The organism is Halomonas korlensis (assembly GCF_900116705.1).
In the GTDB taxonomy this organism is placed as follows: Bacteria; Pseudomonadota; Gammaproteobacteria; order Pseudomonadales; family Halomonadaceae; genus Halomonas; species Halomonas korlensis.
On record NZ_FPBP01000002.1, the window covers coordinates 5714 to 32334 of the forward strand.

At 62.6% G+C, this 26621-nt stretch carries 19 protein-coding genes and 2 tRNA genes; 9 read left to right on the forward strand and 12 right to left on the reverse strand.

The window, feature by feature from the left end; translation table 11 throughout:
- Window positions 1–19 precede the first annotated feature (19 nt).
- Window positions 20–94, reverse strand: a tRNA-Gly gene (locus BM341_RS02800).
- A gap of 34 nt (window positions 95–128) precedes the next feature.
- Window positions 129–204, reverse strand: a tRNA-Glu gene (locus tag BM341_RS02805).
- Window positions 205–392: 188 nt separating this feature from the next.
- Here BM341_RS02805 and msrB point away from each other — a divergent pair.
- The 4 genes from msrB to htpX all read left to right on the forward strand — a co-directional run bounded on the left by msrB (window position 393) and on the right by htpX (window position 4154).
- On the forward strand, window positions 393–794 hold the full coding sequence (msrB, locus tag BM341_RS02810) for a peptide-methionine (R)-S-oxide reductase MsrB (protein ID WP_089792733.1): 402 nt from the start codon (window positions 393–395) through the stop codon (window positions 792–794).
- A gap of 88 nt (window positions 795–882) precedes the next feature.
- On the forward strand, window positions 883–1845 hold the full coding sequence (gene ylqF / locus BM341_RS02815) for a ribosome biogenesis GTPase YlqF (RefSeq protein ID WP_089792736.1): 963 nt from the start codon (window positions 883–885) through the stop codon (window positions 1843–1845).
- Window positions 1846–1904: 59 nt separating this feature from the next.
- Window positions 1905–3134 (forward strand): pyridoxal phosphate-dependent aminotransferase, encoded by a 1230-nt coding sequence (locus BM341_RS02820; protein ID WP_089792738.1) that lies wholly within the window; start codon window positions 1905–1907, stop codon window positions 3132–3134.
- Between the two features lie 120 nt (window positions 3135–3254).
- Window positions 3255–4154, forward strand: coding sequence for a protease HtpX (gene htpX / locus BM341_RS02825; RefSeq protein WP_089792739.1), 900 nt, complete (start codon window positions 3255–3257; stop codon window positions 4152–4154).
- 80 nt (window positions 4155–4234) lie between these two features.
- On the opposite strand, the gene pdxB is transcribed toward htpX, so the two are convergent.
- Window positions 4235–5407 carry a 4-phosphoerythronate dehydrogenase PdxB gene (gene pdxB / locus BM341_RS02830; protein WP_089792741.1) on the reverse strand — a complete coding sequence of 391 codons (1173 nt, stop codon included), beginning with the start codon at window positions 5405–5407 and terminating at the stop codon, window positions 4235–4237.
- Window positions 5408–5540: 133 nt separating this feature from the next.
- Here pdxB and BM341_RS02835 point away from each other — a divergent pair, with 133 nt between their 5' ends.
- Both BM341_RS02835 and BM341_RS02840 read left to right on the forward strand, forming a co-directional pair.
- Window positions 5541–6686, forward strand: a complete 1146-nt coding sequence (locus BM341_RS02835; protein ID WP_089792743.1) for an RNA-guided endonuclease InsQ/TnpB family protein — start codon at window positions 5541–5543, stop codon at window positions 6684–6686.
- 171 nt (window positions 6687–6857) lie between these two features.
- Window positions 6858–7139: a hypothetical protein gene (locus tag BM341_RS02840; RefSeq protein WP_089792745.1), complete on the forward strand. Its 282-nt coding sequence runs from the start codon at window positions 6858–6860 to the stop codon at window positions 7137–7139.
- A 16-nt stretch (window positions 7140–7155) separates the two neighbouring features.
- Here BM341_RS02840 and BM341_RS02845 read toward each other — a convergent pair whose 3' ends face one another.
- Entirely contained in the window at window positions 7156–7500 is a 345-nt protein-coding gene (locus BM341_RS02845) for a glutaredoxin family protein (RefSeq protein WP_089792747.1), read from the reverse strand.
- Between the two features lie 79 nt (window positions 7501–7579).
- Window positions 7580–9814: a bifunctional 23S rRNA (guanine(2069)-N(7))-methyltransferase RlmK/23S rRNA (guanine(2445)-N(2))-methyltransferase RlmL gene (gene rlmKL / locus BM341_RS02850; RefSeq protein ID WP_089792749.1), complete on the reverse strand. Its 2235-nt coding sequence runs from the start codon at window positions 9812–9814 to the stop codon at window positions 7580–7582.
- 286 nt (window positions 9815–10100) lie between these two features.
- Here rlmKL and rmf point away from each other — a divergent pair, with 286 nt between their 5' ends.
- A complete protein-coding gene (gene rmf, locus BM341_RS02855) occupies window positions 10101–10307 on the forward strand; it encodes a ribosome modulation factor (protein WP_089792751.1) in 207 nt (68 codons plus the stop codon).
- Window positions 10308–10382: 75 nt separating this feature from the next.
- Here the strand turns inward: rmf and BM341_RS02860 are convergent, their stop codons facing one another.
- A complete protein-coding gene (locus BM341_RS02860; RefSeq protein WP_089792753.1) occupies window positions 10383–11438 on the reverse strand; it encodes a quinone-dependent dihydroorotate dehydrogenase in 1056 nt (351 codons plus the stop codon).
- 195 nt (window positions 11439–11633) lie between these two features.
- Here BM341_RS02860 and mgtE point away from each other — a divergent pair, with 195 nt between their 5' ends.
- On the forward strand, window positions 11634–12986 hold the full coding sequence (gene mgtE, locus BM341_RS02865; protein WP_089792754.1) for a magnesium transporter: 1353 nt from the start codon (window positions 11634–11636) through the stop codon (window positions 12984–12986).
- Window positions 12987–13109: 123 nt separating this feature from the next.
- On the opposite strand, the gene BM341_RS02870 is transcribed toward mgtE, so the two are convergent.
- The 4 genes from BM341_RS02870 to BM341_RS02885 form a co-directional block, all read right to left on the reverse strand.
- Entirely contained in the window at window positions 13110–17954 is a 4845-nt protein-coding gene (locus BM341_RS02870) for an NAD-glutamate dehydrogenase (protein WP_089792755.1), read from the reverse strand.
- A gap of 206 nt (window positions 17955–18160) precedes the next feature.
- Window positions 18161–19267 carry a tRNA (uridine(54)-C5)-methyltransferase TrmA gene (gene trmA, locus BM341_RS02875; RefSeq protein ID WP_089792756.1) on the reverse strand — a complete coding sequence of 369 codons (1107 nt, stop codon included), beginning with the start codon at window positions 19265–19267 and terminating at the stop codon, window positions 18161–18163.
- A gap of 99 nt (window positions 19268–19366) precedes the next feature.
- Window positions 19367–20146 (reverse strand): glutamate racemase, encoded by a 780-nt coding sequence (gene murI, locus BM341_RS02880; RefSeq protein WP_089792757.1) that lies wholly within the window; start codon window positions 20144–20146, stop codon window positions 19367–19369.
- A 186-nt stretch (window positions 20147–20332) separates the two neighbouring features.
- Entirely contained in the window at window positions 20333–20878 is a 546-nt protein-coding gene (locus tag BM341_RS02885) for a hemerythrin domain-containing protein (protein ID WP_089793404.1), read from the reverse strand.
- Between the two features lie 240 nt (window positions 20879–21118).
- Here BM341_RS02885 and BM341_RS02890 point away from each other — a divergent pair, with 240 nt between their 5' ends.
- On the forward strand, window positions 21119–22528 hold the full coding sequence (locus tag BM341_RS02890) for a replication-associated recombination protein A (protein WP_089792759.1): 1410 nt from the start codon (window positions 21119–21121) through the stop codon (window positions 22526–22528).
- 51 nt (window positions 22529–22579) lie between these two features.
- On the opposite strand, the gene lolA is transcribed toward BM341_RS02890, so the two are convergent.
- The gene (lolA, locus tag BM341_RS02895) at window positions 22580–23221 is read right to left on the reverse strand and encodes an outer membrane lipoprotein periplasmic chaperone LolA (RefSeq protein ID WP_089792761.1); all 642 of its coding nucleotides are present in this window, start codon (window positions 23219–23221) and stop codon (window positions 22580–22582) included.
- Between the two features lie 122 nt (window positions 23222–23343).
- The gene (locus tag BM341_RS02900; protein ID WP_425431973.1) at window positions 23344–26412 is read right to left on the reverse strand and encodes a DNA translocase FtsK; all 3069 of its coding nucleotides are present in this window, start codon (window positions 26410–26412) and stop codon (window positions 23344–23346) included.
- Window positions 26413–26621: the final 209 nt, after the last annotated feature.

Consider the following 26621-nt stretch of genomic DNA (forward strand, 5'->3'; position numbering starts at 1 on the left):
ACTAGACGAATGGGACGCATGGAGCGGGAAAGGAGATTCGAACTCCCGACCCTCGCCTTGGCAAGGCGATGCTCTACCACTGAGCTATTCCCGCATTACTCCGGCTTTCCGGCACCTGACGAGTCGAGTGGCGTCCCATAGGGGGTTCGAACCCCTGTTACCGCCGTGAAAGGGCGGTGTCCTAGACCACTAGACGAATGGGACGCATGTCTCGATCCATCGAGGTGGCGCGAATATTACCGAGCTCTCCCGGGGCTGTCAAGCGGGGTTCCGGCCCTCGTTGGGCTCTCGCGAGCATGGTACAAAATCCATCGCGAAAAGATGCGCGAGATGGTGCCACAATGGGCCTGTCGGCTCGGCAGCCGATGCCGCTACTGAACAGGAGAACCGCCATGCGCAGCAAGATCGAGAAGAGCGACGCCGAATGGCGCGAAAAACTGACACCCGAGCAATACCGGGTGGCTCGTGAAAAAGGCACCGAACCCCCCTTCACGGGCGATTACCAGGTCACCGACGAACACGGCATCTACCACTGCGTCTGCTGCAACGCCCCGCTTTTCGAGAACGAGCACAAGTTCAATGCCAGCTGTGGCTGGCCCAGCTTTGACCGGCCGTTCACGCCAGGCTGCGTAGCGGAACATACCGATACCAGTCACGGCATGCAGCGCACCGAAGTGACCTGCGCGCGCTGCGATGCCCACCTGGGCCATGTGTTTCCCGACGGCCCGCCCGAGACGACAGGGCTGCGCTACTGCATCAACTCGGTGGCGGTACAGTTCCACGCTGGCGAATAGCCGCCCTGCCCGCTCACGCCAACCTGCTGCGGCCGTCCTTCTGCTATGATGACGGCCGTTTTATTTCAGGCTGTCAGGAGAGGCGACAATGCTCGGCTGGTTCCCGGGACACATGAACAAGGCGCGCCGTCAGATCCTGGAAGCGCTGCCGGAGATCGACGTGGTGATCGAGGTGCTCGACGCCCGCCTGCCCTATTCCAGCGCTAACCCCATGCTCGCCGAGCTGACCCGCCACAAGCCGGTGCTGAAGGTCCTCTCGCGGGCCGACCTTGCCGACCCTGAGCGGACGCATGAGTGGACCGCCTACTTCGATGCTCAGCCCGATACCCGCGCACTCGCCGTCACGACCACCCAGGCCCGGGAGCTCAAGCGCATCCCCAAGCTTTGTCACGCACTGGCAGGCCAGGTACGTGCCGACCGCGACGTGCGCGTGATGGTCATGGGCATTCCCAATGTGGGCAAGTCGACGCTGATCAATGGCCTGGCCGGCCGCACCATCGCCAAGACCGGCAACGAGCCCGCAGTCACCAAGCGCCAGCAGCAGGTGCGCATTGGCGGCCGCGTGGCGCTGACCGATACCCCCGGAGTGCTGTGGCCAAAAATCGAGGACCAGGCCAGCGCCTTTCGCCTGGCGGCCAGTGGTGCCATTCGTGATACCGCCATCGATTACGTCGAGGTCGCCTTGGTCACCGCGGCCGAATTGGCCCGGCGTTATCCCGAGGCCCTCAAGGCGCGCTACAGGCTCAAGTGTTTGCCGGCCTACGCGCCCCATCCCGACGCCGAACGCGTCGAGGCCGACGGCCCCCAGCCGCTGGACTTGCTGGCGGTTGCCGGCTTCGACGGCCACGCCATCCTCGGCGAGATCGCCAGCAAACGGGGCGGCCTGCGCGCCGGCGGGGTGATCGACTTCCACCGTGGCGCCGAAGTACTGCTGCATGAACTGCGTGACGGCAAGCTCGGCCGCCTTACCCTGGAAACCCCTGCCGACATCCCCGAGCCTGACCCCTCGACCGAGGCAGAGGATGGCGCCGCTCCCGGCGACTCCGCATAATCACCGAATCCCCGGCTTGCCGCGACCAAGCCCGCACGACCACCGAAGACTGGAAGCCCATGGACACCCACCCGATCCGTAAATCTCACAAGCTGCATAACGTCTGCTATGACATCCGCGGCCCGGTGCTCGACCATGCCAAGCGCCTGGAAGAAGAGGGTCAGCGCATTCTTAAGCTGAATATCGGCAACCCCGCCCCGTTCGGATTCGAGGCCCCTGAAGAGATTCTGCAGGACGTGATGCGCAACCTGCCTACCGCTCAGGGCTACTGCGATTCCAAGGGGCTTTATTCGGCACGCAAGGCGGTAATGCAGGAATGTCAGCGCAAGGAGATTCCCGGGGTCGGCATCGAGGACATCTATATCGGCAACGGCGTCTCGGAGCTGATCGTGATGGCCATGCAGGCGCTGCTCAATGACGGCGACGAGGTGCTGATTCCCGCCCCGGACTATCCGCTGTGGACCGCCGCCGCCAACCTCTCGGGCGGGCGTCCCGTGCATTATCTGTGTGACGAGCAGGCCGACTGGGCGCCGGACATGACCGATATTCGCGCCAAGCTCACCAGCCACACGCGAGCCATCGTGATCATCAACCCCAACAACCCCACCGGGGCCGTCTATCCACCGGCCGTGGTTCGCGAACTGCTCGAGATCGCCCACGAGCACGACCTGGTGGTGTTCTCAGACGAGATCTACGACAAGATTCTCTACGACGGGGTCAAGCATGTCTCCACCGGCGCGCTGGCCAGCGAGGATCAGCTGGTGGTGACCATGAACGGGCTATCGAAGAGTTACCGCTGTGCCGGTTTTCGCTCCGGCTGGATGATTCTTTCGGGGCACCTGGCCAAGCAACGGGCAAGCGATTTCATCCAGGGCATCAACATGCTGGCCTCGATGCGCCTGTGTGCCAACGTGCCGGCCCAGCACGCCATCCAGACCGCACTGGGAGGTTACCAGTCGGTCAACGACCTGATCCTGCCCGGCGGGCGGCTACTCGCCCAGCGCGACATCACCTACGAAAAACTCAACGCCATTCCCGGCGTCAGCTGCGTCAAGCCCAAGGGGGCGCTCTACGCCTTCCCACGGCTCGACCCGAAGGTGTTCAACATCCATGACGACCAGCAACTGGTGCTCGACCTGCTCCTGCAGGAGAAAATCCTGCTGGTGCAGGGAACGGCCTTCAACTGGCCGGAGCCCGACCACGTGCGCATCGTGACGCTACCCTGGGCCGACCAGCTGGACGACGCGCTGGAGCGTTTCGCGCGCTTCCTCTCGCGCTACCGTCAGTAGCACGAAACAATACGTTCAGCCACTTGAAACCTGAGCGTGCCGGGCGTATCTAAGCCATGACTTTTAGGCCGACGAGCCGCGAGGGTCGTCTCTGCCATTCGCTGATGGAGATATAGTCACATGATGAGAATCCTGCTCTTCCTGGGCACCAACCTGGCGGTCATCATCGTTGCCAGCATCACCTTGCGCTTGCTGGGGGTGGAGTCCTACCTCGAAGCCAACGGCATGAACATGACCGGGCTGTTGATCTTCTGCTTCATCTTCGGCATGGCCGGCTCGATGGTGTCGCTGTTCATTTCCAAGTGGATGGCCAAGCGCAGTACCGGCACCGTGGTGATCGAGAATCCGTCCAATGCCACCGAGAAATGGCTGGTGGACACTGTCGCCGAACTCGCTCGCGAGGCGGGCATCAAGACCCCCGAGGTGGGCATCTTCCCTGCCCAGCAGTCCAACGCCTTCGCCACCGGCTGGAACAAGGACGATGCCTTGGTAGCGGTGTCGGCCGGCCTGCTCAACCGCATGCGCCCCGAAGAGGTACGCGCGGTGCTGGCGCACGAGATCGGCCACGTCGCCAACGGCGACATGGTCACCCTGGCGCTGATCCAGGGCGTTCTCAATACCTTCGTAATGTTCTTCGCCAGGATAGTGGCCCAGCTCGTCGACAGCTTCCTGCGTCGCGACGACGGTGGCGGGCTTGGCTTCATGGGCTATTTCGCGGTGGTGATCGTCGCCGAGATCGTGTTCGGGCTGATCGCCTCGATGATCGTCGCCTGGTTCTCACGCTTCCGCGAATACCGTGCCGACAGTGCGGGGGCTCAGCTTGCCGGTTCGGGCGCCATGATCAATGCCCTGGCACGCCTCAAGGCCGAAACCCAGATGCCCGACCAGATGCCGGACACCCTGACGGCCTTCGCCATCACTACCGGCCAGACCCGCAAGATCATGGAGCGTGTCTTCGCCAGCCACCCGCCGCTGGATGATCGTATCCGAGCGCTCAAGGAAGCCGCGTATCGGCAGTAGGTCGCGCTGCTAAGGCTAAGTCGCTCAGAAGTACCAAGGGCTCGCCACCGGCGGGCCCTTGGCGTTTCATCTCCCCTGTCTTAATCGACCACGTGCAAGCCGGCGCCACGCAGCAGCGGCGCCAGATGGCCCGCCTCAGCGCCAAGTTCGACGACCAGGGTGGCGGCCTCGCGACGCAGCGGATAACCGGCTCGACAGGCGTCGAAGCCCTGTGCCATACCCTGGCGCCGTGACTCGCGGCGCAGGCTGTCGTGATCGCGGCGTACGTCGTAGACCGAGCGCAGGCAAAGTCGCAGGGCCTCCTCGGGGGCGAGCCCTGCGTTGAGCGCCAAGCGGCTAACGGCCGGCGGAGGAAGCAGATCCTCGAGTGTCAGCCGCGTCGACAGGCCCAAGTGACGACAAAGCGCATGGTAAACCTGATGGGTGCCTCGCAGCTTGCCGTCCAGGCTATAGCCCGCTACATGCGGGGTGGCGATGGCGGCAAGATCCGCCAGTGCCGTATCGATCGCGGGCTCCGTCTCCCATACATCCAGTACCGCGGTGAGATCGGCCTGTCCGGCGAGGCGCTGACGCAGCGCCGCCCCATCGACACAGTCACCCCGCCCGGCATTGAGCAGCACCGTGTCCGGCGCCAGCGCCGAAATACGCTGTGCATCGAGCAGATGATAGGTAGCGTGAGGTCCACGGCGGACCAAGGGCGTATGCAGGCAAATCACGTCGCAGGCGTCGACCAGCGTATCGAGGTCCACGAAGCCGGCCGTTGCCGGCCGCCCGACACCCTGCAGTTCCACGCGCGGCGGGTCGCAGGCCAGACAGTCGATCCCCATGGCGGTGAGCCGGCCGAGCAGGCGGCCCCCGACATTACCAACGCCGACGATCCCCACGCGCCGGCTGGCGAGCTGCCAGCCTTCCCGCTCGGCCAGGGTCAACAGGCTTGCAAGCACATAATCGACCACCGCCTCGGCGTTGCAACCCGGGGCGCTGGCAAAGGCGATGCCATGCTCCGACAGCGCCTCGCGGTCGATGTGATCGGTGCCGATGGTGCAACTGCCGACGAAGCCCAGCCGTGATCCCGCCCGCCTCGCCGCCTCGATCATCGTCCTGTCGACGCGGGTAATGGAGCGCACCACCAGCGCATCGGCATCACGCAGCGCCGCCGCGTCGATCTCGCGCCCAGGCAGCCGCACCACCTCACCCAATGTCTCGAAACAGGCCTCGGCAGCCGGCACATTGGCATCGACGACAATTTTCATCAGATTGTGCGCGAGATACCCCGACCTTTTAGTGCGGGGAGGGATAGCGCGTCGTCCGCCAGGGCGACCCTATTCCCGCTGCCTCCTTCGCTGGTGGTTGCTATCTTACAGTTTTATCTCTAATTTGTGAGACATGATGAAACGCGCCTACAAGTACCGCTTCTACCCGACGCCTGAACAGGAGCAGCTCATGGCCAGGACGTTTGGGTGCGTGCGTTTCGTCTACAACGCGGTACTTCGCTATCGCATCGACGCCTTCTACGAACGTCGCGAGAAGATCGGTTATGTGGCGGCGAATGCTGAGCTGTCGAGGTTGAAGAAGGCCGTCGACACCGCCTTCCTCAATGAGGTCAGCTCGGTCCCGCTTCAGCAGTGCCTTCGCCACCAGCAGGCCGCCTTCAAGCACTTCTTCGACGGTCGCGCCCGCTACCCCAGCTTCAAGCGTAAGCGGCATCGCCAGTCGGCGGAGTTCACTCGCTCGGCGTTCACGTATCGGGATGGGCAACTGTTCCTCGCCAAGTGCAAGGCGCCGCTGGCGATCCGCTGGAGCCGCGAGCTGCCCAGCGATCCCACCACCGTCACCGTGTCCAAGGACTCGGCAGGCCGCTACTTTGTCAGCTGCCTGTGCGAGTTCAATCCCGAGTCGCTGCCCATCACCCCGAAGATGGTGGGTATCGACCTCGGCCTGAAAGACCTGTTCGTCACCAGCGACGGGCATCGAATCGGCAATCCCCGCCATACGGCGACCTACGCGACCCGCCTAGCCAAGGCACAGCGACGGCTGAGCAAGAAAACGCTCGGCTCGAAGAACCGTGCCAAGGCCAGGCAGAAAGTGGCGCGTCTTCACGCCAAGATTTCCGATTGCCGGAGGGACCGCTTGCACAAGCTGTCCCGCCAGATCGTCAACGAGAACCAAGTGATCTGCGTCGAATCCCTCAAGGTGAAGAACATGCTGCGCTACCCTCGGCTGGCCAAGTCGATCAGCGACGCCGGCTGGGGCGAGTTCGTTCGCCAACTGGCATACAAGGCCGACTGGGCGGGCCGGCAACTGTCGGCCATCGACCAGTGGTACCCCTCCAGCAGACGCTGCTCCGACTGCGGGCATGTGATGCCCGAGATGCCGTTGCAGATTCGCGCCTGGACATGCCCCGAGTGCGCAGCCGAACACGATCGCGACGTAAACGCCGCGATCAACATTAAAGCCGCCGGGCTGGCGGTGTTAGCCCTTGGAGAGAATGTAAGCGGCATGGAGCCCGTCTCCGTGTCCGGTTCTCGGTGAATTGGGAATCCCCTTCCTTCAGGGAGGGGAGCAGTCAAAGCGAACTCCTGACCTTCGGGATCATCTCGCTTGTTCAGTTTGCCCAAGCCCTTACAATACCGCCATAGACCACCCCGAACAGATAACCCAGGCGCCGCAAGGCCGCGACGCCCTTTACCACCGGGAGCTACCGTGATCGTCCGCTGGGAAACCGACCATGACTACGTGCTGGTGCATGTCCATCAGGACATGTTCGGCGACTGGATCTTCAGTCGTGCCTGGGGGCAAATCGGCACGCAGTACGGCGGCCTCAAGCACCGGCTCGCCGACGACCGGAATCACGCCTTGATGTGGCTCGCTGATGAAACCACTATCCTGGCGTCCCGTGGCTTTCGCAAGGTCCTGGAAACCGACGATAACAGCGTGCAGGGTCGCGACGCCGTCAGCCAACTCTCGTTGCTCGACGCGTTGTAGGCGCAAGGCGGCACCGCTAGCCGCCCAGGTAACGCCGCCCACCGCGCATGACGGCACCCCTCGGCGCCGAGGCATAGGGCTCGGCATCACGCTGAAAGCGCGACCAGCTCGCCTCGCCCAGCCAACCCCGCTCGGCCAGCCAGGCCGCCAGGCGTTCGGCCTCGAAGCCGCGATCCAGCTCTTCGCCGGCGTTATCGGCCAGTACCGGAATACGCACGCCGTAGCGCTCGATCAGCGCGTCATCGGCGCTGATCTCCACGCGTTCAAGCTCGACCTCCTCAATCGCCAAGGTCTCCAGCAACGCCTCGAGCTGCTCGCAGAGGTGGCAGCCAAGTGTGGTATAGAGCCTAAGGCGGATCATGCCGGCACCCGGTGGCGAATCAGGAAGCAGTGGTGCAGGCCCGGGCGGCGTTGGCCAGATAAAGAGCGGATCGAAGGGGTCATGCCGACGTCTCCCGGTGACGAATCAGGAAGCAGTGGTGCAGGCTTGGGCGACGCTTAAAATCCGGGTCGAAGGTCTTCGCCGAGATATCTTCCACCTCGTAAAACCTTGTCAGCTCGGAGTCCAGCTGGAAGCGCCGTTGATTGTTGGAGAATACCAGCGTACCGCCCGGGGCGAGTCGTGCCATGGCCAGGCGCACCAGGCGGCCATGGTCGCGCTGCACGTCGAGGGTGTCCGCCATCTTCTTGGAATTGGAGAAGGTGGGAGGGTCGAGAAAGATCAGGTCGAACTCGGTGCCGGCGGTTTCCAGCCAGCGCAGGCAGTCGTCGCGCACTACACGGTGGCGGCTCGGGTCGAGTCCGTTAAGTGCGAAGTTATCGCGCGCCCAGTCCAGATAGGTATTGGACAGATCGACGCTGACGCTCTCGCTGGCTCCGCCGGGCGTCTCGGCGTCCGCTTTCTGCGGCCCCAGGGCGGCATGCACGGTCGCAGCACCGGTATAGCAGAACAGGTTCAAAAAACGCTTGCCCACCGCCATGTTTCCGAGCATCCGACGCACGGGACGGTGATCGAGGAAGAGCCCGGTATCGAGATAGTCGCGCAGGTTGACCCACAGTCGCGCCCGCCCTTCCCTGACCTCGAAGCGCTCGCCGCTGGTGGCTTGTTTGCGGTATTGCGCCTTGCCACTTTGGCGTTCGCGCCGCTTGACCACCAGATTGTCCGGCGCAATGTCGAGCACCTTGGGGATCACCGACAGCGCATCGAACAGCCGCTTCTGGGCCTGGGCAGGCTCGATGGTTTTCGGCGGCGCATATTCCTGCACATGTACCCGGTCATCGTAGACATCGATGGCCAAGGCATATTCGGGCATGTCGGCATCGTATAACCGGTAGCAGCGCTCTCCCGACTGCTTGAGCCACTTGCGTAACCGCTTGTGGTTCTTGATCAGTCGATTGGCAAACATTTGCGCGCCCTCCGAGCGAACCGGCGCGGCGTCTGGCGCTGCCTGCGCGCCCACATGCTCGGGGACCTGCATCAGCAGCAAGCGGGCGTCCAGCGGGCCATTCTTCAACGAATAGACCTTGTGGGCGCGCAGCCCGATACGATGCCCCAGGTCCGGGTTGGCGGTGATCACGGCCAGTTGCCAGCCCGGGAAGGCCGCTTTCACCCGCTCTCCCAGCTGACCATAGAGACGCACCAGCTCCGGCAACTCACCGAGTCGCTCGCCATAAGGCGGATTGGTGATCAACAGCCCTCGGGGTATCTCGGGCAAGCCTTGCGGATTGTCTTGTGGCTTATCTGGTAGATTGACGAGCTCGCCCAGGCTGGCGCCGTGCAGCTCAATCAAGGCCGGAATTCCCGCCCGCATGGCGTTGGCCTGCGCCGCGGCAAGCGCCGGGGGGCTCTCGTCGAAACCGAATAACCGGGCCCTGCAGCGCTTGCGTCCGATGCTCGCCCGCACCTCGGCCTCACGCCGGACCTCTTGCCAAACCGCAGCACGGTGACCGGCCCAGCCATGGAAACCAAAGCGTTCACGCGCCAGATTGGGCGCTATATCCGCCGCCATCAGGGCCGCTTCGATCAACAGGGTACCCGCGCCGCACAAGGGGTCCACCAACGGGGCGCCTTGTTTCGAGAGTGCCGGCCATCCGGCACGCACCAGCAGCGCTGCCGCCAGGTTTTCCTTGAGCGGGGCGTGGCCGACGTCGCGTCGATAGCCACGCCGATGCAGGCTATCCCCGCTGAAATCCACCCCCAGGGTCAGTCGGCCACGATGCAGATTGGCGTAAAGACGCAGATCAGGGCGCTGGAGGTCGACATCCGGTCGCTCCCGCCCTTCCGCCACCAACCGCTCGACGACCCCATCCTTGACGGTCTGTGCCGCGAAGCGTGTATGGCGGATCGCCTCACTATGTCCATGGAAATCCACCGCCAGCGTGCCGCCGGGTTTCAAGTGATTTCGCCAATCGATGGCAGCAGTAGCCTCCCGCAATTCATCGGCGGTTTCGATGCCCTCCTTGCGCACCAGACACAGCACGATGCGATTGGCCAGCCGTGACCACAGGCAAAATCGGTAAGCGGTTTCGAGGCTGGCCCGCACATGCACGCCAGCCACGGTCGTCTTGCCGGGCTCGCCACCCAGCGACGCAAGCTCCTCCGCCAGCAGTAGCTCGATCCCTTTCGGGCAGGTGGCAATAAATTCCAGCATGTCAGGCGGTTGTACTTCATTCATGGACGGGACCATCGACAAGGTGAGCAATAAAGTCGACTTCAAGACGACCGGGTGAACGGGATGTTACAAAACATCAGTCGACAAAGCCGAGCGTGATGGGCTATCACTGAGGTGCTAGCTAGTGAAAAACGCATGTGTTTCCTGCCATTGGGGCTTTACCCAGCATGGCAGTCAAGGTTTGGCGCTGGGTATTCGAAAAAGCCCGAACTTGTTGTAGTGGATCCTTTGTCATGGCGGCATGTCATGGCGAATAATCCAGATCGGTACCTTATCAAGAGGTAGTCCAATGAAACGACAGAAACGTGATCGCTTCCAGCGTGCCTATCTTCATGGCTACAAGGCGGGGGTCTCCGGCCGCTCCCGAGATGACTGCCCCAGTCAAGAAATCAATCTTCGCGAATACTGGATGAGCGGTTGGCGTGAAGGTCGTGGGGACCAATGGTCCGGGATGACGGGAGTCTCGGGCATTCACAAGAACCCCATGGTGATATAACCCTCTTTATCTGTCCCGTATTTACCGCAGTAATGGCGAGATTTGCGACCGCCAAGGTATCGAGCCCGTGCACCATCACGGGCTTTTTTGTGCCTGCCCGCGATCGCCGTGCAAGGCAACGCTATCCGCCAGGGCGCGGGCACATTCCGTCACCAGGCCCGGCCCGCGATAGATAAATCCCGAATAGAGCTGCACCAGATCGGCGCCAGCCGCCAGCTTGGCGACGGCTGCCTGCCCGCTGTCGATACCCCCCACGCCGATGATCGGCATGTCGGGGAGCAGGCGACGCAGCTCGTGGATCATGCTGTTGGAGATCTCGAGCAGCGGTCGACCCGACAGCCCCCCGGCCTCATCGGCATGGGGCAGGCCTGCCACCAAAGGCCGTGATACGGTGGTGTTGGTGGCGATTACCGCATCGATACCGTGCTGGCGAAGCGAGCGAGCAACCATGCCGGCCTCGTCAACGGTCATGTCCGGGGCGATCTTCACCGCCAGCGGGACCCGGCGACCGGCGTCCTGGTCGAGTTGGTCCGCCTCGCTGCGCAGCGTGCCGAGAAGCGAGTCAAGATGCTCACCGAACTGCAGGTTGCGAAGACCCGGCGTGTTGGGTGACGAGATATTCACGGCGACGTAATCGGCATGGGCATGCACCTTGCGCAGGCAGATCAGATAGTCATCGACGGCCTGCTCTACCGGCGTGGTGAGATTCTTGCCAATATTGATGCCGACCACGCCCGCGAAGCGGCTGGCCTTCACCCGCGCCACCAGGTGGTCGACACCGGCATTGTTAAAGCCCATGCGATTGATGATGGCGCCCTGCTCCGGCAGCCGGAACAGCCGAGGGCGCGGGTTACCCTCCTGGGGCTGGGGCGTCACGGTGCCGACTTCGACAAAACCGAAGCCCAGGGCACCCAGCGCATCCAGATGATCGGCATTCTTGTCGAGCCCGGCCGCCAGGCCGACCCGGTTGGCAAACCGCAGCCCCATCAGCGTCGTCGGGTCCTCGACCGCCTTGCCGGCGAGCCGTTTGACGAGCCCCAGCCGCGCTGCCACATCGAGCGTCGAGAGGGTCAGGCCATGCGCCGTCTCGGCATCGAGGCGAAACAGGATGGAGCGGGCAAGCGAGTACATGAGATCTCCCGGGGCGCGGAAACGAACGCTGGCGACTGGCGGCGAGGGCGGAGTATAGCAGTGCAGCCGACCCGCCATCACGAATCGTGATCATCGCATGTGCCGCCGCATGCGGCTTTTATGCTCTACTTAACGACACTCCGGGCCAGCCCTTATAAGTCGGCCCCTCTTGCTTTTCAGTGCCATGGAGGCGATATGAACGACACCACCGAGACGCTGGAACATCGCCTTTCCGGTATTCATGCCGCCCTGGTCAAGGATGAGACCGAACTGGTCGACGAGGTCGTCGCCGACCTGGAGCCGGCCGAGATTGCGCTGCTGCTCGAATCATTGCCGCCCGCCGACCGCATTCGCCTGTGGGAGCGGGTGCCGGCGGAGGTAGACGGCGAAGTCCTGCTGCATGTCCACGATGAGGTGCGCAGCACCCTGCTCGACGACATGGATCATGCCGAGATCGTCGCCGCGGCGACGGGCCTGGACACTACCGACCTGGCCGATCTCTTCGAGGATCTACCACAGCTGGTTGCCGAGGACATGCTGCGCTCCATGGACGAGCAGCAGCGCCAGCGCCTGCAGGAGACCCTCGCCTTCGAGGAAGACAGCGCGGGGCGTCTGATGCGCACCGACACCATCGGGGTGCGCGCCGACGTCAGCCTGGAGACGGTGCACCGCTTCCTGCGCTGGAAGGAAACGGTCCCCGACAATACCGATGCGCTGATGGTGGTCGATCGCAATGGCCTGGTGGTCGGCATCTTGCCGCTGGCGCGTTTGGTCTCCCACGATACCGACATGGCCGTGGCGGACCTGATGGACAGCGACGTGGACTTCATCTCGATGGGCATGAAGTCGCGCGATGTGGCAACGCTCTTCCAGACCCACGATCTCTCCTCGGCTCCGGTGGTCGACGACGAGGGCAGGCTGCTGGGGCGAATCGTCATCGAGGATATCGTCGATGTCATTCGTGACAATTCCGAGCAGGCGTTGATGAACATGGCCGGCCTCGACGAGGAAGAGGACCTGTTCGCTCCGGTGCTGCCCAGCGCGCGGCGTCGGGCGGTCTGGCTCGGCATCAACCTGCTCACGGCCTTCCTCGCCGCTGGGGTGATCGGGCGCTTCGAGGCCGCACTGGATCAAATCGTCGCCCTTGCCGTGCTCATGCCCATCGTGGCGAGCATGGGCGGGATTGCCGGCAGCCAGACCCTCACGCTGGCTATTCGCGGCATGGCGCTGGGTCAGATCAGCCGCACCAACAGCCAGTGGCTGATGCGCAAGGAGATCGGTATCGCCATACTCAATGGTGTCGGGTGGGCACTGGTGGTCGCCCTGCTGGCCATCCTGTGGTTCAAGAGCCTCGGTATTGGGGTGATTATTGCCATTGCCCTGGTGATCAATATGCTGGCCGCGGGGATTGCAGGAATCGCGATCCCATTGGTACTCAAGCGCATGGGTATCGATCCCGCCCTGTCCGGCTCGGTGGTGTTGACCACCGTTACCGACGTGGTGGGCTTCATGGCGTTTCTTGGCCTGGCAACTCTTTTCCTGCTCTAGTTCTGCTCTAGACTAGTCCTGCTCTAGATGCCTTGGCGCGACGCATCCGCTGACAACCCTCAACCCCGCCGATTGGCGGGGTTGAGGATAAGGCAAGTACCTCCCCCGATCGGGGAGGAAAGGTCAATTTTCCTGGTTGCTCTCGGCCAGGTCGACAAGTTCGCGAACGGCCACGGCGAACAGCGGAAAGCCCCCTTGGCTGCCGGTTTTCCCGACCTCGGCGATCAGCCGGCACCAGCGCTCATGCATGGCAGCATGCAACTGCAGCCATTGATCCACTCGCTCTACTGCCTCGCGAGGCCCGCCTTCCATCTTCAGCACGCCGACCGTCAACGCCAGTTGCTGGCGATCGATGTCGTCGCGAAAGCTTTCCCGGGCTTGAGCTTGCCAGCTGTCGCGCACCTTGAGGTCGGTGACCTGCTGAATCATCCAGGGCAGTTCGAGGCGATCGCCGATTTCGTAGAACACCTCGGCGACCTTCTGCGGCTTCTGGTCGGTCTGTCGGGCCGCCTGGATGATGCCAAGGCCGGCATACAGGCTGCCGAAAGCCGCCACCGTAGTGGCCAGCGCCTCGGGCACCCCTGCCGAGACGAAGTCGTCATATCGGGCCCGCCAGTTTTCGTACTCTTCACCACGAAGCCGCTTGCCGATGTTTTCCTGCAGCTGAACCAGACGCGGCGCGAAATAGGCAATGGCATCCTGAGTACTCATGCCGGTGCGATGGCGGAGGAACCAGCGAGTGACCCGACGAATCATGCGCATCAGATCCAGCATCATGGTCGACTGCACTCGACTGGGGATCTGGTTGTCCAGTGCCTCGATCTGTTCCCAGAGACTCGCCAACTGATAGCTTTCACGAGCCACGACATAGGCCCTGGCAATGTCAGCACGGCCAGCGCCCGTGGAGTCTATCAATCGTCGTGTGAATACGATCCCCATGTGGTCGACCAGGTCATTGGCCACCTGGGTGGCGACGATCTCGCGCTTCAGGCGATGCGCGTACATTTGGCCGTGGAAGCGGTTCACCAGCGCGTCCGGGAAGATGCGCTCGACATAGCGGGTAATGACCGGGTCGTCGGGGACGTCCGAGACGATAAGATCGCCCTTGAGCGTGCTCTTGGCATACGAGATGAGCACCGAAAGCTCGGGCAGCAGCATGCCCTGTTCGTTCGCGACGCGTTCACGCAGCGTCTCGTCCGACGGCAGGAATTCCAGTTCACGGTCGATCTGCCCCACCGCCTCGAGCTCGCTGATGAAGCGACGAAAGGGGCCTATGCCCTGGCGAGACAGTTGCTCGGCGAGATCGAGCGCCTGGGTCTGGCGATAGTTGTCGAGAATCACCAGGTCGGCGACATCCTCGGTCATCTCGGCAAGCAACTGGTTGCGCTGCTTGCCCGTCATGTCGCCACTCTCGACGACCTCGTCGAGCAGGATCTTGATATTGACCTCATGATCCGAGCAGTTGACCCCGCCGGCGTTGTCGATGAAATCGGTATAGACACGCACGCCCTTGGCCGCCGCTTCCATGCGCCCGCGCTGGGTCAACCCGAGATTGCCGCCCTCGCCGATCACGCGACAGTTGAGGTCTTGCCCATCGATGCGCAAGGCATCGTTGGCCTTGTCGCCGACCTCGGCGTCGGTCTCTTCACTGCTCTTGACGTAAGTGCCGATACCGCCGTTCCAGAGCAGGTCCACGTTGGACTTGAGCATGGCGCGGATCAGCTCATTGGGAGAGAGCTTGTCCTCCTTGATGGCGAAGACTTGCTTCATCGCTTTGGAAATCGGAATCGACTTGGCACTGCGCTTGAAGATACCGCCACCCTCGGAGATCAGGCGGGTATCGTAATCCTCCCAGCTCGAGCGCGGCATCGCGAACAACCGGCTGCGTTCGGCAAAGCTCGCCGCCGCATCCGGCGTGGGATCGACGAAGATATGCAGGTGGTTGAAGGCGCCGACGAGGCAGATCGTCTCGGAGAGCAACATGCCGTTGCCGAACACATCACCCGCCATGTCGCCAATGCCGACCACGCTGAACTCGTCCACCTGGGTGTTGAGCTCCAGGCCGCGAAAGTGGCGCTTGACCGACTCCCAGGCCCCCTTGGCGGTAATTCCCATCTTCTTGTGGTCATAGCCGTTGGCGCCCCCGGAGGCGAAGGCATCACCCAGCCAGTGCCCGTACTCGAGGGAAATCTCGTTGGCGATATCCGAGAACGTGGCGGTGCCCTTGTCGGCCGCCACCACAAGGTAAGTATCGTCCTCATCGTGGCGAACCACGCTCTGCGGCGGCACCACGTCACCGCCCTTGAGGTTGTCGGTCACGTCCAGTAGCGCACGAATGAACGTCTTGTAGCAGGCGATCCCCTCGCGCTGCATGGTTTCACGATCGGCGCCTTCCGGCATGCGCTTGCAGATGAAGCCACCCTTGGCGCCTACCGGAACAATGACCGCATTCTTGACCTGCTGCGCCTTGACCAGCCCCAGCACCTCGGTGCGGAAATCCTCCTGGCGATCCGACCAGCGCAGTCCGCCACGGGCTACCTTGCCGCCACGCAGATGCACCCCCTCGACGCGGGGCGAGCAGACGAAAATCTCGAACATCGGCCGAGGCTTGGGCATTCCTGTGACCTGGGACGGGTCGAGCTTGAGGGCGATATAGTCCTTGTCGTGTCCCTCTGCGTTGCGCTGATAGTAGTTCGTGCGCAGCGTGGCCTGGATGAGCTCGGCATAGCGACGCAGCAACTGGTCGTCATTGAGGCTGGCCACGGCATCGAGAAGGCCGTTGATCCGGCCCAGGCAGGCGTCAATCTGGCCGTCCCCGGGCCGCTGGTCGGGGTGAAAACGCAACTCGAACAGGACCACCAGTTCGCGGGTAATCTCGGGATGATTGGCCAGCGTGGCTGCCATGTACTCCTGAGATACCCCGAAGCGGATCTGCTTGAGGTAGCGGGCATAGGCGCGCAGCATGGCCACTTCGCGCCAGTCGAGATTGGCCCCAATAATCAACCGGTTGAAGGCGTCGTTCTCGGCTTCCCCGATCCAGATACGCTGGAAGGCCTCGACGAAGCTTTCGCGCATATCCTGAAGATTGACCTCGGTGCTGGTGTGGTGCTCCAGATCGAAGTCATGGATCCAGTAATCGGCATCCGTCGCCTGGATTTCGTACGGTCGCTCACCGATGACTCTCAGCCCCAGATTCTCCATCATCGGCAATACATCGGAGAGCGGGATGGGGTGGTCACGATGGAAGAGCTTGAGATTGACCCCGCTCGCCTCTTCCTCGACCAGTCGATACAGGGACAGCGCCAGCGGCGCCCCTTGGTCCAGTTCACTGATGTGTTGAAGGTCATAAACCGCGGTACGGGCATTGAAATCGTCGCGATAGCTGGCAGGAAAGCCATCACGAAAGCGATCCATCAGACGGTTGGCCTGTTCTTCGCCGAACCCCTCGATGCTGGCGGCCTGCAGATCGTCGCGCCAGTTGCGGGCCAGCTGCGCGACCTTGGCTTCCAGTCGCTTGATATCGTAGTCGCGGGGCTGGCCGTCCTTGAAGCGCAGAATGAACTGGATCCGTGCCAGCACCGATTCCGAAAGATAGGTATTGAAGTCGCCGAAAGTGGCATCGAGCTCCTCGCAGAGCAGTGCCTGAATGCGCAGGCGCAGGTCGGTGGAGAAGACGTCTCGTGGTACGTAGACCAGGCAGGAAAAGAAGCGACCGAAGCGATCCTCACGAATGAACAATCGCACGCGGCGCCGTTCGCGAATTTCGAGAATGCCCAACGCCGTCTGGGTCAGTTCCTCGATATCGATCTGGAAGAGGTCGTCTCGCGGGTAGACCTCGAGGATCTGCAACAATTGCTTGCCGTTGTGCCCCCTGGGGTCAAAGCCGGCGATATCCATGACGGACTTGAGCTTGCGGCGCAGAATCGGAATGTTGCGCGGCGACTCGTTGTAGACCATTGCGGTAAACAGGCCCAGGAAGCGATGTTCACCGATGACGCGTCCCTGTTCATCGTAGCGATCGATGGAAATGTAGTCAGGGTATGTCGGTCGATGTATCCGAGCATGGTGAGCACTCTTGGCGAACGACAGCAGCTGTGGCAACAGCACGTAGTGGTCGCCATCAACGCCCAGATCGGTACGGATACGCTCCCGATAACGTGGCACATCAAGCCGAAAGACGCCCAACTCACTGCCCTCGGCCCGCTCGAGCCGGGCGTTGTGTTCTTCCTCCGATACCTCGTAGGCGTCGTAGCCGAGGAAGGTGAAATTGTCCTGGAGCAGCCATTCGAGGAAGGCAATCGCTTCTTGATGGTCCGCCGGGTCGATCTGCGACGGGCAATTGGCCCGGATTTCCGCCAGGGCCTGGTCGACGCGTTGGCGCATCGGGTTGAAGTCCGCCACGGCGGTGCTGACCTCGACCAGCACCTCGAGCAGACTTTGCTGAAGGTCACCGAGTACCGCGGGGTCCGAGTGCCGATCGATCTCGATGGCGATCAAAGACTCGTAGGCTTCCGAGGATTTTGCCTCGCCGGGGACAGCTACCTGTTCGAGGCGGTGCTGCGCATCGCGCTTGGTTTCCAGCACCGCGTTATGAATGGCATGAACGGTGATGCCGCGCCGATTGAGTTCGATGCGCACCGAGTCGACCAGAAACGGCATATCCGCGTGGAGCACGGCGACGAAGGTATGCGTCGACTGCCAGCCGTGCTCCTCGAACTCGGGATTGAAGACACGCACCTTGGGTTCGGCAGGATCAAACTGCTGGATAAAATGCCAGACGGAAAGCGTGGCGCCATAGAGATCGTCCAGCCGCCGATCCGCCAGGTCATCAAGGGGGACATTGGCATAGAAGTAGCGAGCGAAGGCCTCTACTTCCCTGGCCCTGTCCTTGTCGAGTCGACTAGCCAACCGCTCGGCAAGCTGCTTGAGAAAATCCTTACGGGCGTCTTCATTCGCAACATGCTGCATCCATCACCTCGGCTACCGGCGGTCGCAATGGCGACCGGGAAAATTCGATACGACGGCTCGATGGGCCGTAGTGGTTTCAGCTTACGCCTATGTCTCGCTTCACCCCAGCGGAGTCCCGACTTGCACATGGAACATGTCGGATAGGCATCCCCGCTTGACAGCGGCTCGAAACATTCACTGTCTTCCCCTGTCTCTCGTCAATCTCCTCAATCTCGTCGATCCAATACGACCCCACATTCACAGTGATCAGTCCAGGGAAACTGGTCGAAGAGCGCAAAGTGCGTCATGTCATGAGTCTCGGTCAGTCGCGCCAGATTGTCCGCTAATGTTTCAGGGTTGCATGAAATATAGACGATTCTGCGATAATCGCTGAGCTGCCGGCAGCTCGCTTCGTCCAGGCCCGCGCGGGGCGGATCGACCAGCACGGTGGTAAAGTCATAGTCATCCAGCGCCCACGCCGTGACACGCCGCCCGCCCTTCTCGCCCGTGAGCGCCAGGGAAAATTCTTCGGCCGACATCCGGCCGATGACGGCATTCTCGATGCCGTTGGCCTCGAGATTACGCTGCGCACTCGCCACAGAGGTCCGGGATATCTCGGTGGCCAGCACACGTCTGAAATTCTCGGCAAGCGCCACGGTGAAGTTACCATTCCCACAGTAGAGCTCGACGAGATCCCCCGACTGGCTATGACGCGTCACCTCCCTCGCCCAGCGCAGCATCGAACGACAGACCTCGGCATTGGGCTGGGTGAAGCTGTTCTCGACTTGCTGATAGAGAAACGCGCGGTCTTCCACCTCGAGACGCTCCCAGACATGATCCCGCGCAAGGACCCGCCGCTGCTTGCGCGCACGGCCAATGATCATCGCGCCCAGGACGTCTTGCAGCCGATGCGCCTCGGCCTCCCAGGCCTCGTCGAGCGGGCGATGGTAGATCAGGGTAATCAGCGCCTCGCCCGAAAGCGTGGTGAGAAACTCCACCTGGAAGAGCTTGCGTCGCAAGTGGGCGTTCTCGCGAATGGCGTCCAGCAGGCGTGGCATCAGGGCGTTGATTGGCTGACTGGCGACAGGATAGTCATCGAGACGCACCACCCGCTTCTTGTCGGGCGCATCAGGGTCCCGCTCGAACATCGCATAAAAGAGATCGTCGCCTTCGTGCCAGATTCGAAATTCGCAGCGCTGCCTGAAATGAGTGGGTGGCGAGGCAAAGACCTCCAACCTGGGCGGCGAAAAGCGCGCGAACGCTTGCTCGATGAGCTGGCGCTTGGCAGCAAGCTGCTGGTCATAGCGGGCAGGGTCGACGACGGGAATGGCCACGGGGTCTCCTGGGTGATGAAGCACGATAAGGAATGAAAAATGCCAAGGTGGTAAAAAACGAATGGACGAAGGCAGCGACACCAACGAGACCGCTGACCATCAACCGATGTTAAGCCTCTGCGGTTCGGCAAACCCATAGGTTGCCAGGCTCGCCGTCAACCGAGTATCGGGGGCAGTGACGAAACTGGCCCCCGGAGCACGGTCACAGGAGGCATCAGGCACCACTTCAGCGACACGCCGGGCGATGGCCTCGCCGGAGTCGATCCAGCTGACACCTCTCGGCGAGGCGTTCGCCAGGACTTCCTTCAATAGCGGAAAGTGCGTGCAGCCCAGCACGACCACATCCAGCTCAGGGTCGGCCCACAACGGCGCGAGTGCCTCGTGAATTACCGCGGTATCCACTGACTCACCGGCAAGCCAGCGCTCCGCCTGGACCACCAGGGCGTCGGCGGCGACACGAGTGACGTGGCAATCGGCGGCAAAATCATGAATCAGCTGGAGGGTATAGGGGCGAGATATGGTGGCGCTGGTGGCCAGCAGGCCGATATGGCGTGACTGGCTGAGGCGTGCCGCGGGTTTGATCGCCGGCACGGTACCGATCACCGGCACACTGAGCCTGGCTCTCAAGGGAGCCAGGGCAAGGGTACTGGCCGTATTGCAGGCAAGCACCAGCGCCGAGCAGCCACTGACAGTGACTGCCGCCTCACACACGTCCAGGATGCGCGGTATCAGCCAGCCATCCTCCCGCCGGCCATAGGGCATCATGGCATTATCGCAGGCATAGACCAGCGAGACGCCGGGAAGACGGCGTCGCAAGGCCTCCACGACGGAGAGCCCCCCCACGCCGGAATCGAAAACCAGTACCGGACCAGCCGTCAAGGTCGATGCTCCCCCCTGGCTTGCCTCGACAGTGCAGTCAAATGACGCGAGAAAGTCCCCACATGTTCATGGCATGGGGGCTTGGCGTTCCATTCGGTGTCTAACTTGGTTCTGCAAGGACAGCGGCTGAGCATGCTCGGATACGGGGGCTGATGGCGAAGGGGATGAATTCTACCTCAAATCCCTTCAGATCGGTTGTTCCGGGGCTTCACGGAGTTCCGCGTACAGTTCAGGGTAAGCTTCCTGCAAGCGCTCCAGCTTGGCGGCGGCACCTTCGGGCAGGGCGTCGGCCAGCTCATCCAGCGCCGCATCGTCGAAGTGCTCCCGAATCAACGGAAAAAGCAGTTCGCGCTCATCACGCAGATAGGCACGATGACTATCCAGGTAGGCCTTGAGATCTTCGGCGAAACGATCCATCGGTATCACGGCATCCATGAGGATCATGTCGATATCATTGGAGAGCCGCTTGAGGCGCGCCTTCAATTGCCGGTAATCACTGGCCAACCGTTCGGTGATCTCGACGCTATGCGGCGCGACTCCCCTGAGCTGCTCGGCACAGACACGCTCCAGTGGCATGGTGAATCCGTCCATGTAATCGAGAATGTAGTCGACGACTTCCCTGACCAACTTGAAGTTGGGACGCTCTCCCTTTGCCAGAGTCTTCTGCTTGAGTTGCAGGACGTGCAGAATACGCGCCATGTTGGCATGATCCAGGCGCAATTGGGTCAGCATCGCCATGTCGTGGCCTCCTGTGATTCGGTAAGTGGTAACGAAGGCACCCCCATTGGACGCGCCAATGACATCGGTGTTCATCGGATGATGGTGTACATTGCCGCACCGACTTACCCCGGCAACCAAGCTCACCGGATCGTATCAAGCTAGCGGCTTGTCGCAAATCTTGCCTCTGTCCCAAGGTCGTATTGCCGATTCAGCAGTCTTCAATTTAGCAGTCTGTCGTCGAGGAGTCAGACAATGGATCTTTTCCCCTCGCCCACGTTTGACGAGGACGCCCCGCTTGCCTATCGCATGCGGCCCAGGCAGTTGGACGATTATGTCGGTCAACAGGCGCTGGTGGGGCCCGCTAAACCGTTGCGCCGCATGGCCGAAAGCGGCATCGTGCGCTCGATGATTCTCTGGGGGCCACCCGGGACCGGCAAGACGACGCTCGCCGAGATACTGGCCGCCGAATCCGGTGCCCAGCTGGAGCATCTCTCGGCGGTAATGGCCGGCGTGAAAGAGATCCGCGCGGTCGTGGAGCGTGCTCGCGTGCGCCAGGGCCAGCAACTCCCCACGCTGCTGTTCCTCGATGAGATCCACCGTCTCAACAAGAGCCAGCAGGACGCCTTGCTGCCCCATGTGGAATCGGGACTGCTGACGCTGATCGGTGCAACCACCGAGAACCCCTCATTTGAGGTCAACTCGGCACTGCTCTCTCGGGCGCGGGTCCATGTCCTGACCTCACTCTCCGAAGAAGAATTGGTGGAGGTGTTACGCCGTGCCCTGGCCGACCCCGAGCGCGGGCTCGGCAAGCGTCGCATCGAGGTTGACGACGAGGTGCTGGGCATCCTGGCTCGTGCGGCGGCTGGCGATGCCCGGCGTGCCCTGGGGCTTCTGGAGACCGCCTGCGACTTTGCCATCGCACGAGGCAATGGCGAGTACCTGCCCCGCCAGGCGCTGGAAGACGTGATCGGCTACCAGGCCAGCGCCTTCGACAAGCAGGGAGACCATTACTATGACCTGCTGTCGGCCATTCACAAGTCGGTGCGCTCATCTCGCCCCGATGCCGCCTTGCTCTACATGGCTCGCTTCATGCAGGGCGGTGGTGACCCTCTGGACGTGGTACGTCGCCTGGCGGCCATCGCCTCGGAAGACGTGGGTAACGCCGACCCACGCGCCCTGCCCCTGGTCATGGCCGCCTGGGATGCCTACCTGCGCCTCGGGGATCACGAGGGCCAGCGGGCCATCGCCCATGCCGCCATTCACCTGGCCGTGGCGCCCAAGAGCAATGCCATCGACCGCGCCTGGAAACAGGCCAAGACCTTTGTTGCCGGCCAGCCAAGCCTTGAAGTGCCCGGCTACCTGCGCAACGCGCCTACCCAGTTGATGGAGTCGCTGGGGCACGGCCACGGCTACCGCTACGCCCACAACGAGCCCAACGCCTATCCGGCCGGCCGCACACACGACTGCTGGCCGGAAGGCATTCCCGCCGCCCGCTTCTATGCTCCCAGCGAATACGGCCAGGAGAAACGCTTCAAGCAGATGCAGGAATGGCGCGCCGCGTTGGATGCTGCGGCAGATGGCGAGCCATCCGCCATCCAGGACCCAGCAAAAAAAGACTCGGCAAACGAAAACCCTGCAAGCGAAAACCCCGGCTCACCGTGAAAGTGAGCCGGGGTCCGTATCGCGCCACATCAAGAGTTTGAAATTAGAGCGTCAGCGCGCCGCCTGGCCAGACTCGCGAATCACATCGGTACCTTCGGGGATCTCGAACTGAAAGCGCGAGTCGGCAATGTCGCTATTCTGCTCGACCTCATTGAACTCGATGGCCGTTCGCTGACCGGTGCTGTCGGTCATCTGCAGCTGGCCCAATTGCTCGCCGTAGAAGGTCATCTCGAGTTCCTCGAACAGCGTATCCGGGTCACGGGGCATCAATGTGAATGACTCGGCATTGCCTCGTTGCGAACGCGAGACGGTATAACTTTCGGTTAGCTCATCCGCACTTCCCGACAGCAGCAACGCCGGGGTGTGGGTCACGCGATGATCCAGCTCCCTGACCGTGGCCTGTTCAAGATCCGGGTCGTAGACGATCACTTCTTCACCATCGGAGACCACCAACTGCTGATAAGGCGCGTCCACTTCCCAGCGAAAACGGCCGGGGCGTGACAGCCAGATGCGCCCGCTGGCTTCCTGAAGACGCTGGCCGCTGCCATCGAGAATCTGCTGTTCGAAGTCGGCTGAATAGGTCTTGAGAGGCTCCAGCATCAGTGTCAAGCGCTCGGCGCCTTCGCTGGCAAAGGCCGCCAGCGGCATGGCGAACGTCATGGCCAGTACGGCGAGGGGCTTGTTCATTATCATCGTCTCTGTCTCCCTGGACGGGTCCAACTCGGAAATCGTGTCACTGGGACCCAAAAACCACCGGTGCGTTGCATCGAGGCCGGCGCTTCCATGGTTACTGCAAGGTTGAGCGTCGGGTTGCCTCAGCCGCCTGCCGGGGGCGGCGCAAGGACCTCGCGCGCCCCATTGGTCCCCATGGTAGTGACCACGCCGGCCATTTCCATGGCTTCGACGAGCCGTGCGGCACGGTTGTAGCCGATCTTGAAGCGCCGCTGCACCGCCGAAATCGACGCGCGTCGCGTCTCGGTGACGAACTGTACCGCCTCGTCATACAGTGCATCCTGCTCGGCATCGCCACCATCACCGGCGCCATCGGCTTCAAGCCCCACCAGGGCATCGGCCGACACCCCGCCCGAGAGAATCTCCTCGATGTATTCCGGCTCGCCGCGACGCTTCCAGTCCTCCACCACGCGGTGGACCTCGTCGTCATCGACAAAGGCACCGTGCACGCGGGTCGGCATTCCCGAGCCGGCCGGCAGATAGAGCATATCGCCGTGCCCCAGCAGGTTTTCGGCACCGCCCTGGTCCAGGATGGTGCGCGAATCGACCCGCGAGGACACCTGGAAGGCCATGCGCGTCGGGATATTGGCCTTGATCAGACCGGTGACCACGTCTACCGAGGGGCGCTGGGTGGCGAGTATCAGGTGGATCCCGGCGGCCCGCGCCTTCTGGGCCAGCCGGGCGATCAGCTCCTCGACCTTCTTGCCGACGATCATGAACATGTCGGCGAACTCGTCGATCACCACCACGATATAGGACAGTTTTTCGAGCACCGGCGGTGATTCATGCATTTCCCAGGGTTGGGGCTCCCATAGCGGATCGGCGACTTGCGCACCGGCCCGCTCCGCCTCGTCGAGCTTGGCGTTGAAACCGGCAATGTTGCGCACGCCCATCGAGGCCATCAGCTTGTAGCGGCGCTCCATCTCGGCCACGCACCAGCGCAGGGCATTGGCCGCCTCCTTCATGTCGGTGACCACCGGCGCCAGCAGGTGCGGAATACCGTCGTAGACCGACAGCTCGAGCATCTTGGGATCAACCATGATCAGCCGCAGCTCGTCGGGGGTCGCCTTGAGCAGCATTGAGATCAGCATGGCGTTGACCCCCACCGACTTGCCCGAGCCGGTCGTGCCGGCCACCAGCAGGTGGGGCATCTTGCCGAGATTGGCGACCACGGCGCCACCCCCGATGTCCTGGCCCAACGCCATGGTCAGTGCCGAGGCTTCCTGCTGGTAGCGGTCGGAGTCGATCACCTCACGCAGGCGAATCATCGCGCGCTTGGGGTTGGGAATCTCGATGCCCACCGTGGGCCGACCGGGAATCACCTCCACGACCCGCACGCTCTTGACCATCAGTGAACGGGCCAGATCCTTGGCCAGGTTGCTGATCTTCGACACCTTGACCCCGGCCGCGGGCTTGATTTCGAAGCGTGTGATCACTGGCCCCGGCCAGGTAGCAACCACCTCGGCCTTGACCCCATATTCGCGCAGGCGAACTTCGAGCAGTTCGGCCATGTCGGCTAGCTGAGCGTCGGTGTAGTTGGGCTGGTACGCCTCAGGAGGCGTCAGCAGGCGCAGGCTCGGCAGCTCACCCGAAGGCTCGGGCAGCCCTTCCAGCTGCGGCCGTTGGCTCTGCAGGTGCTCGACGGTCCACAGCGCCGGGCCATCGGGCTGGTCGGCGGCGGCGCGGCCTTGTTCGGCAGTGGCCAGGTGCGGGCTGTGTTCCGTTGCCGGCTCCGACGGGCTGAAGGCTTCAGCTCCCGTCGTCTCGACCGGCAATGTCTCTTCAACCGCAGCATCTTTGCTCTCGAGGTTTTTCCTTTCAACGGCTGCCGATTCGGCCAATGTCGGCTCACGCCGGCCGCTCTCATAGGCCGACGCCGTCGGCGAGGCTTCCGAAGAAGCCCAGGGAGACGGTTCCTTGCGCTGTTTCGTTGCTTCCTTCGGCGCCGACACCGCCTCGTGTGGCGCGTCAGCGGCCGCTGAAACGTCAGGCTCATGGGCGCGAGCCACATCCTCGTCATCGCGACTCGCACGCAGGGCAGGGCCTTGCCAGGCTGCCGGCACATCGTCATCTTCTGCCAGCACGGGCTCGGGGACGCTTTCCGGCCCAGGGCCAACGCCAGGAGCAGACGCGGCGGGTCTTTGGGTAGTCGCTATTTTTTCTCTTTCTGACTTGGTCGGTCTTTCCGACTCGGTAGGTCTATCTGACGTGGCTGGCCTTTCTGGTGTGGTTGATGGATCAGCCGCCGGCGGTGACGGAGGCCATGCCGGCCCAGGCGGCATCGCCGATGGCCCAGCCGGAGCATGTGACTGCCGAGCGGTATAGGCGGCCTCGGGCCTTTTCGCCGAGGGGGTATGCTCGGGCACGTCCCAGGGAATATCGGTCTTGCCGTCGTTACCGAAGCCTGGCTCACGCCGCGCCGACTCCTCGGCTGCCAGCGTAGGTTCGGCGGCGCGGCGTACCCCGGACGCCAGGTGCTGCCACCAGCGCGCAGCGAAGGAGGTTTTCTCCTCCTCGACGGGCGGCTTAGCCGGTTCGGCGGTCGCGGATGATCGAGCCTGCGCATGGCTGCCCTTGTCGTTGCGCTCACTGCGCCGCTCACGCATCAAACCGAAGCTATCGGCGACCCAGCGCCACAGGCGCACAGCACGCAGCCCAAGCTCATCCATGACCGCAAGCCATGATGTCCCAGCGAAAAGGGGGAAGCCGCAGAGGATTGCCGCCAACGCCAGCAGACCGGTGCCACCGATATCGACCAGGGGCATCAGCGCACCGACCAGCCCTTCGCCAAGAATGCCCCCCGACGAGTAGGGCAGTACGCTGTCGGGATGATAGAAATGCAGCGCACCAAGGGTCGTGGTTCCCAACAGCAACAGCACGAGCCCCCCGCTTCGCACGGCCAGGGCCGTGCTGTCCCAGGCAAGGTGCACCTGGCGGGAGCGAAGGAGACGCCAGGCAGCGAACCCCAACATTCCCGGCCACCAGAGCGCACTGACCCCGAACAGCGAGTAGAGTACGTCGGCGATCCAGGCGCCGATGGGTCCCATCCAGTTGGCGACGCTCGTTTCCGGCCCCGTTTGCGACCAGCCGGGATCGCCGGGCTGGTAAGAATAAAATGCCAGCAGCAGAAAGACGCAGGCCGCGAGGAGCATGATGGCCACCCCTTCGCGCGCCGCGCCCTGCAAGCGCAGGCCGAAGCGTTTCGCCGTTTCCCTGGCTTTTGCCGTGTTCACTCGCCGTGGCACGGACTTGTCATGGGCACTCAATCGTCAATTCCCCTTACGCCATCTATGACGTCATACGTTTACATCGCGCTAATCATACCCAGCAAGGGCTTGGCATCACAGGGCCTTTACGGCCT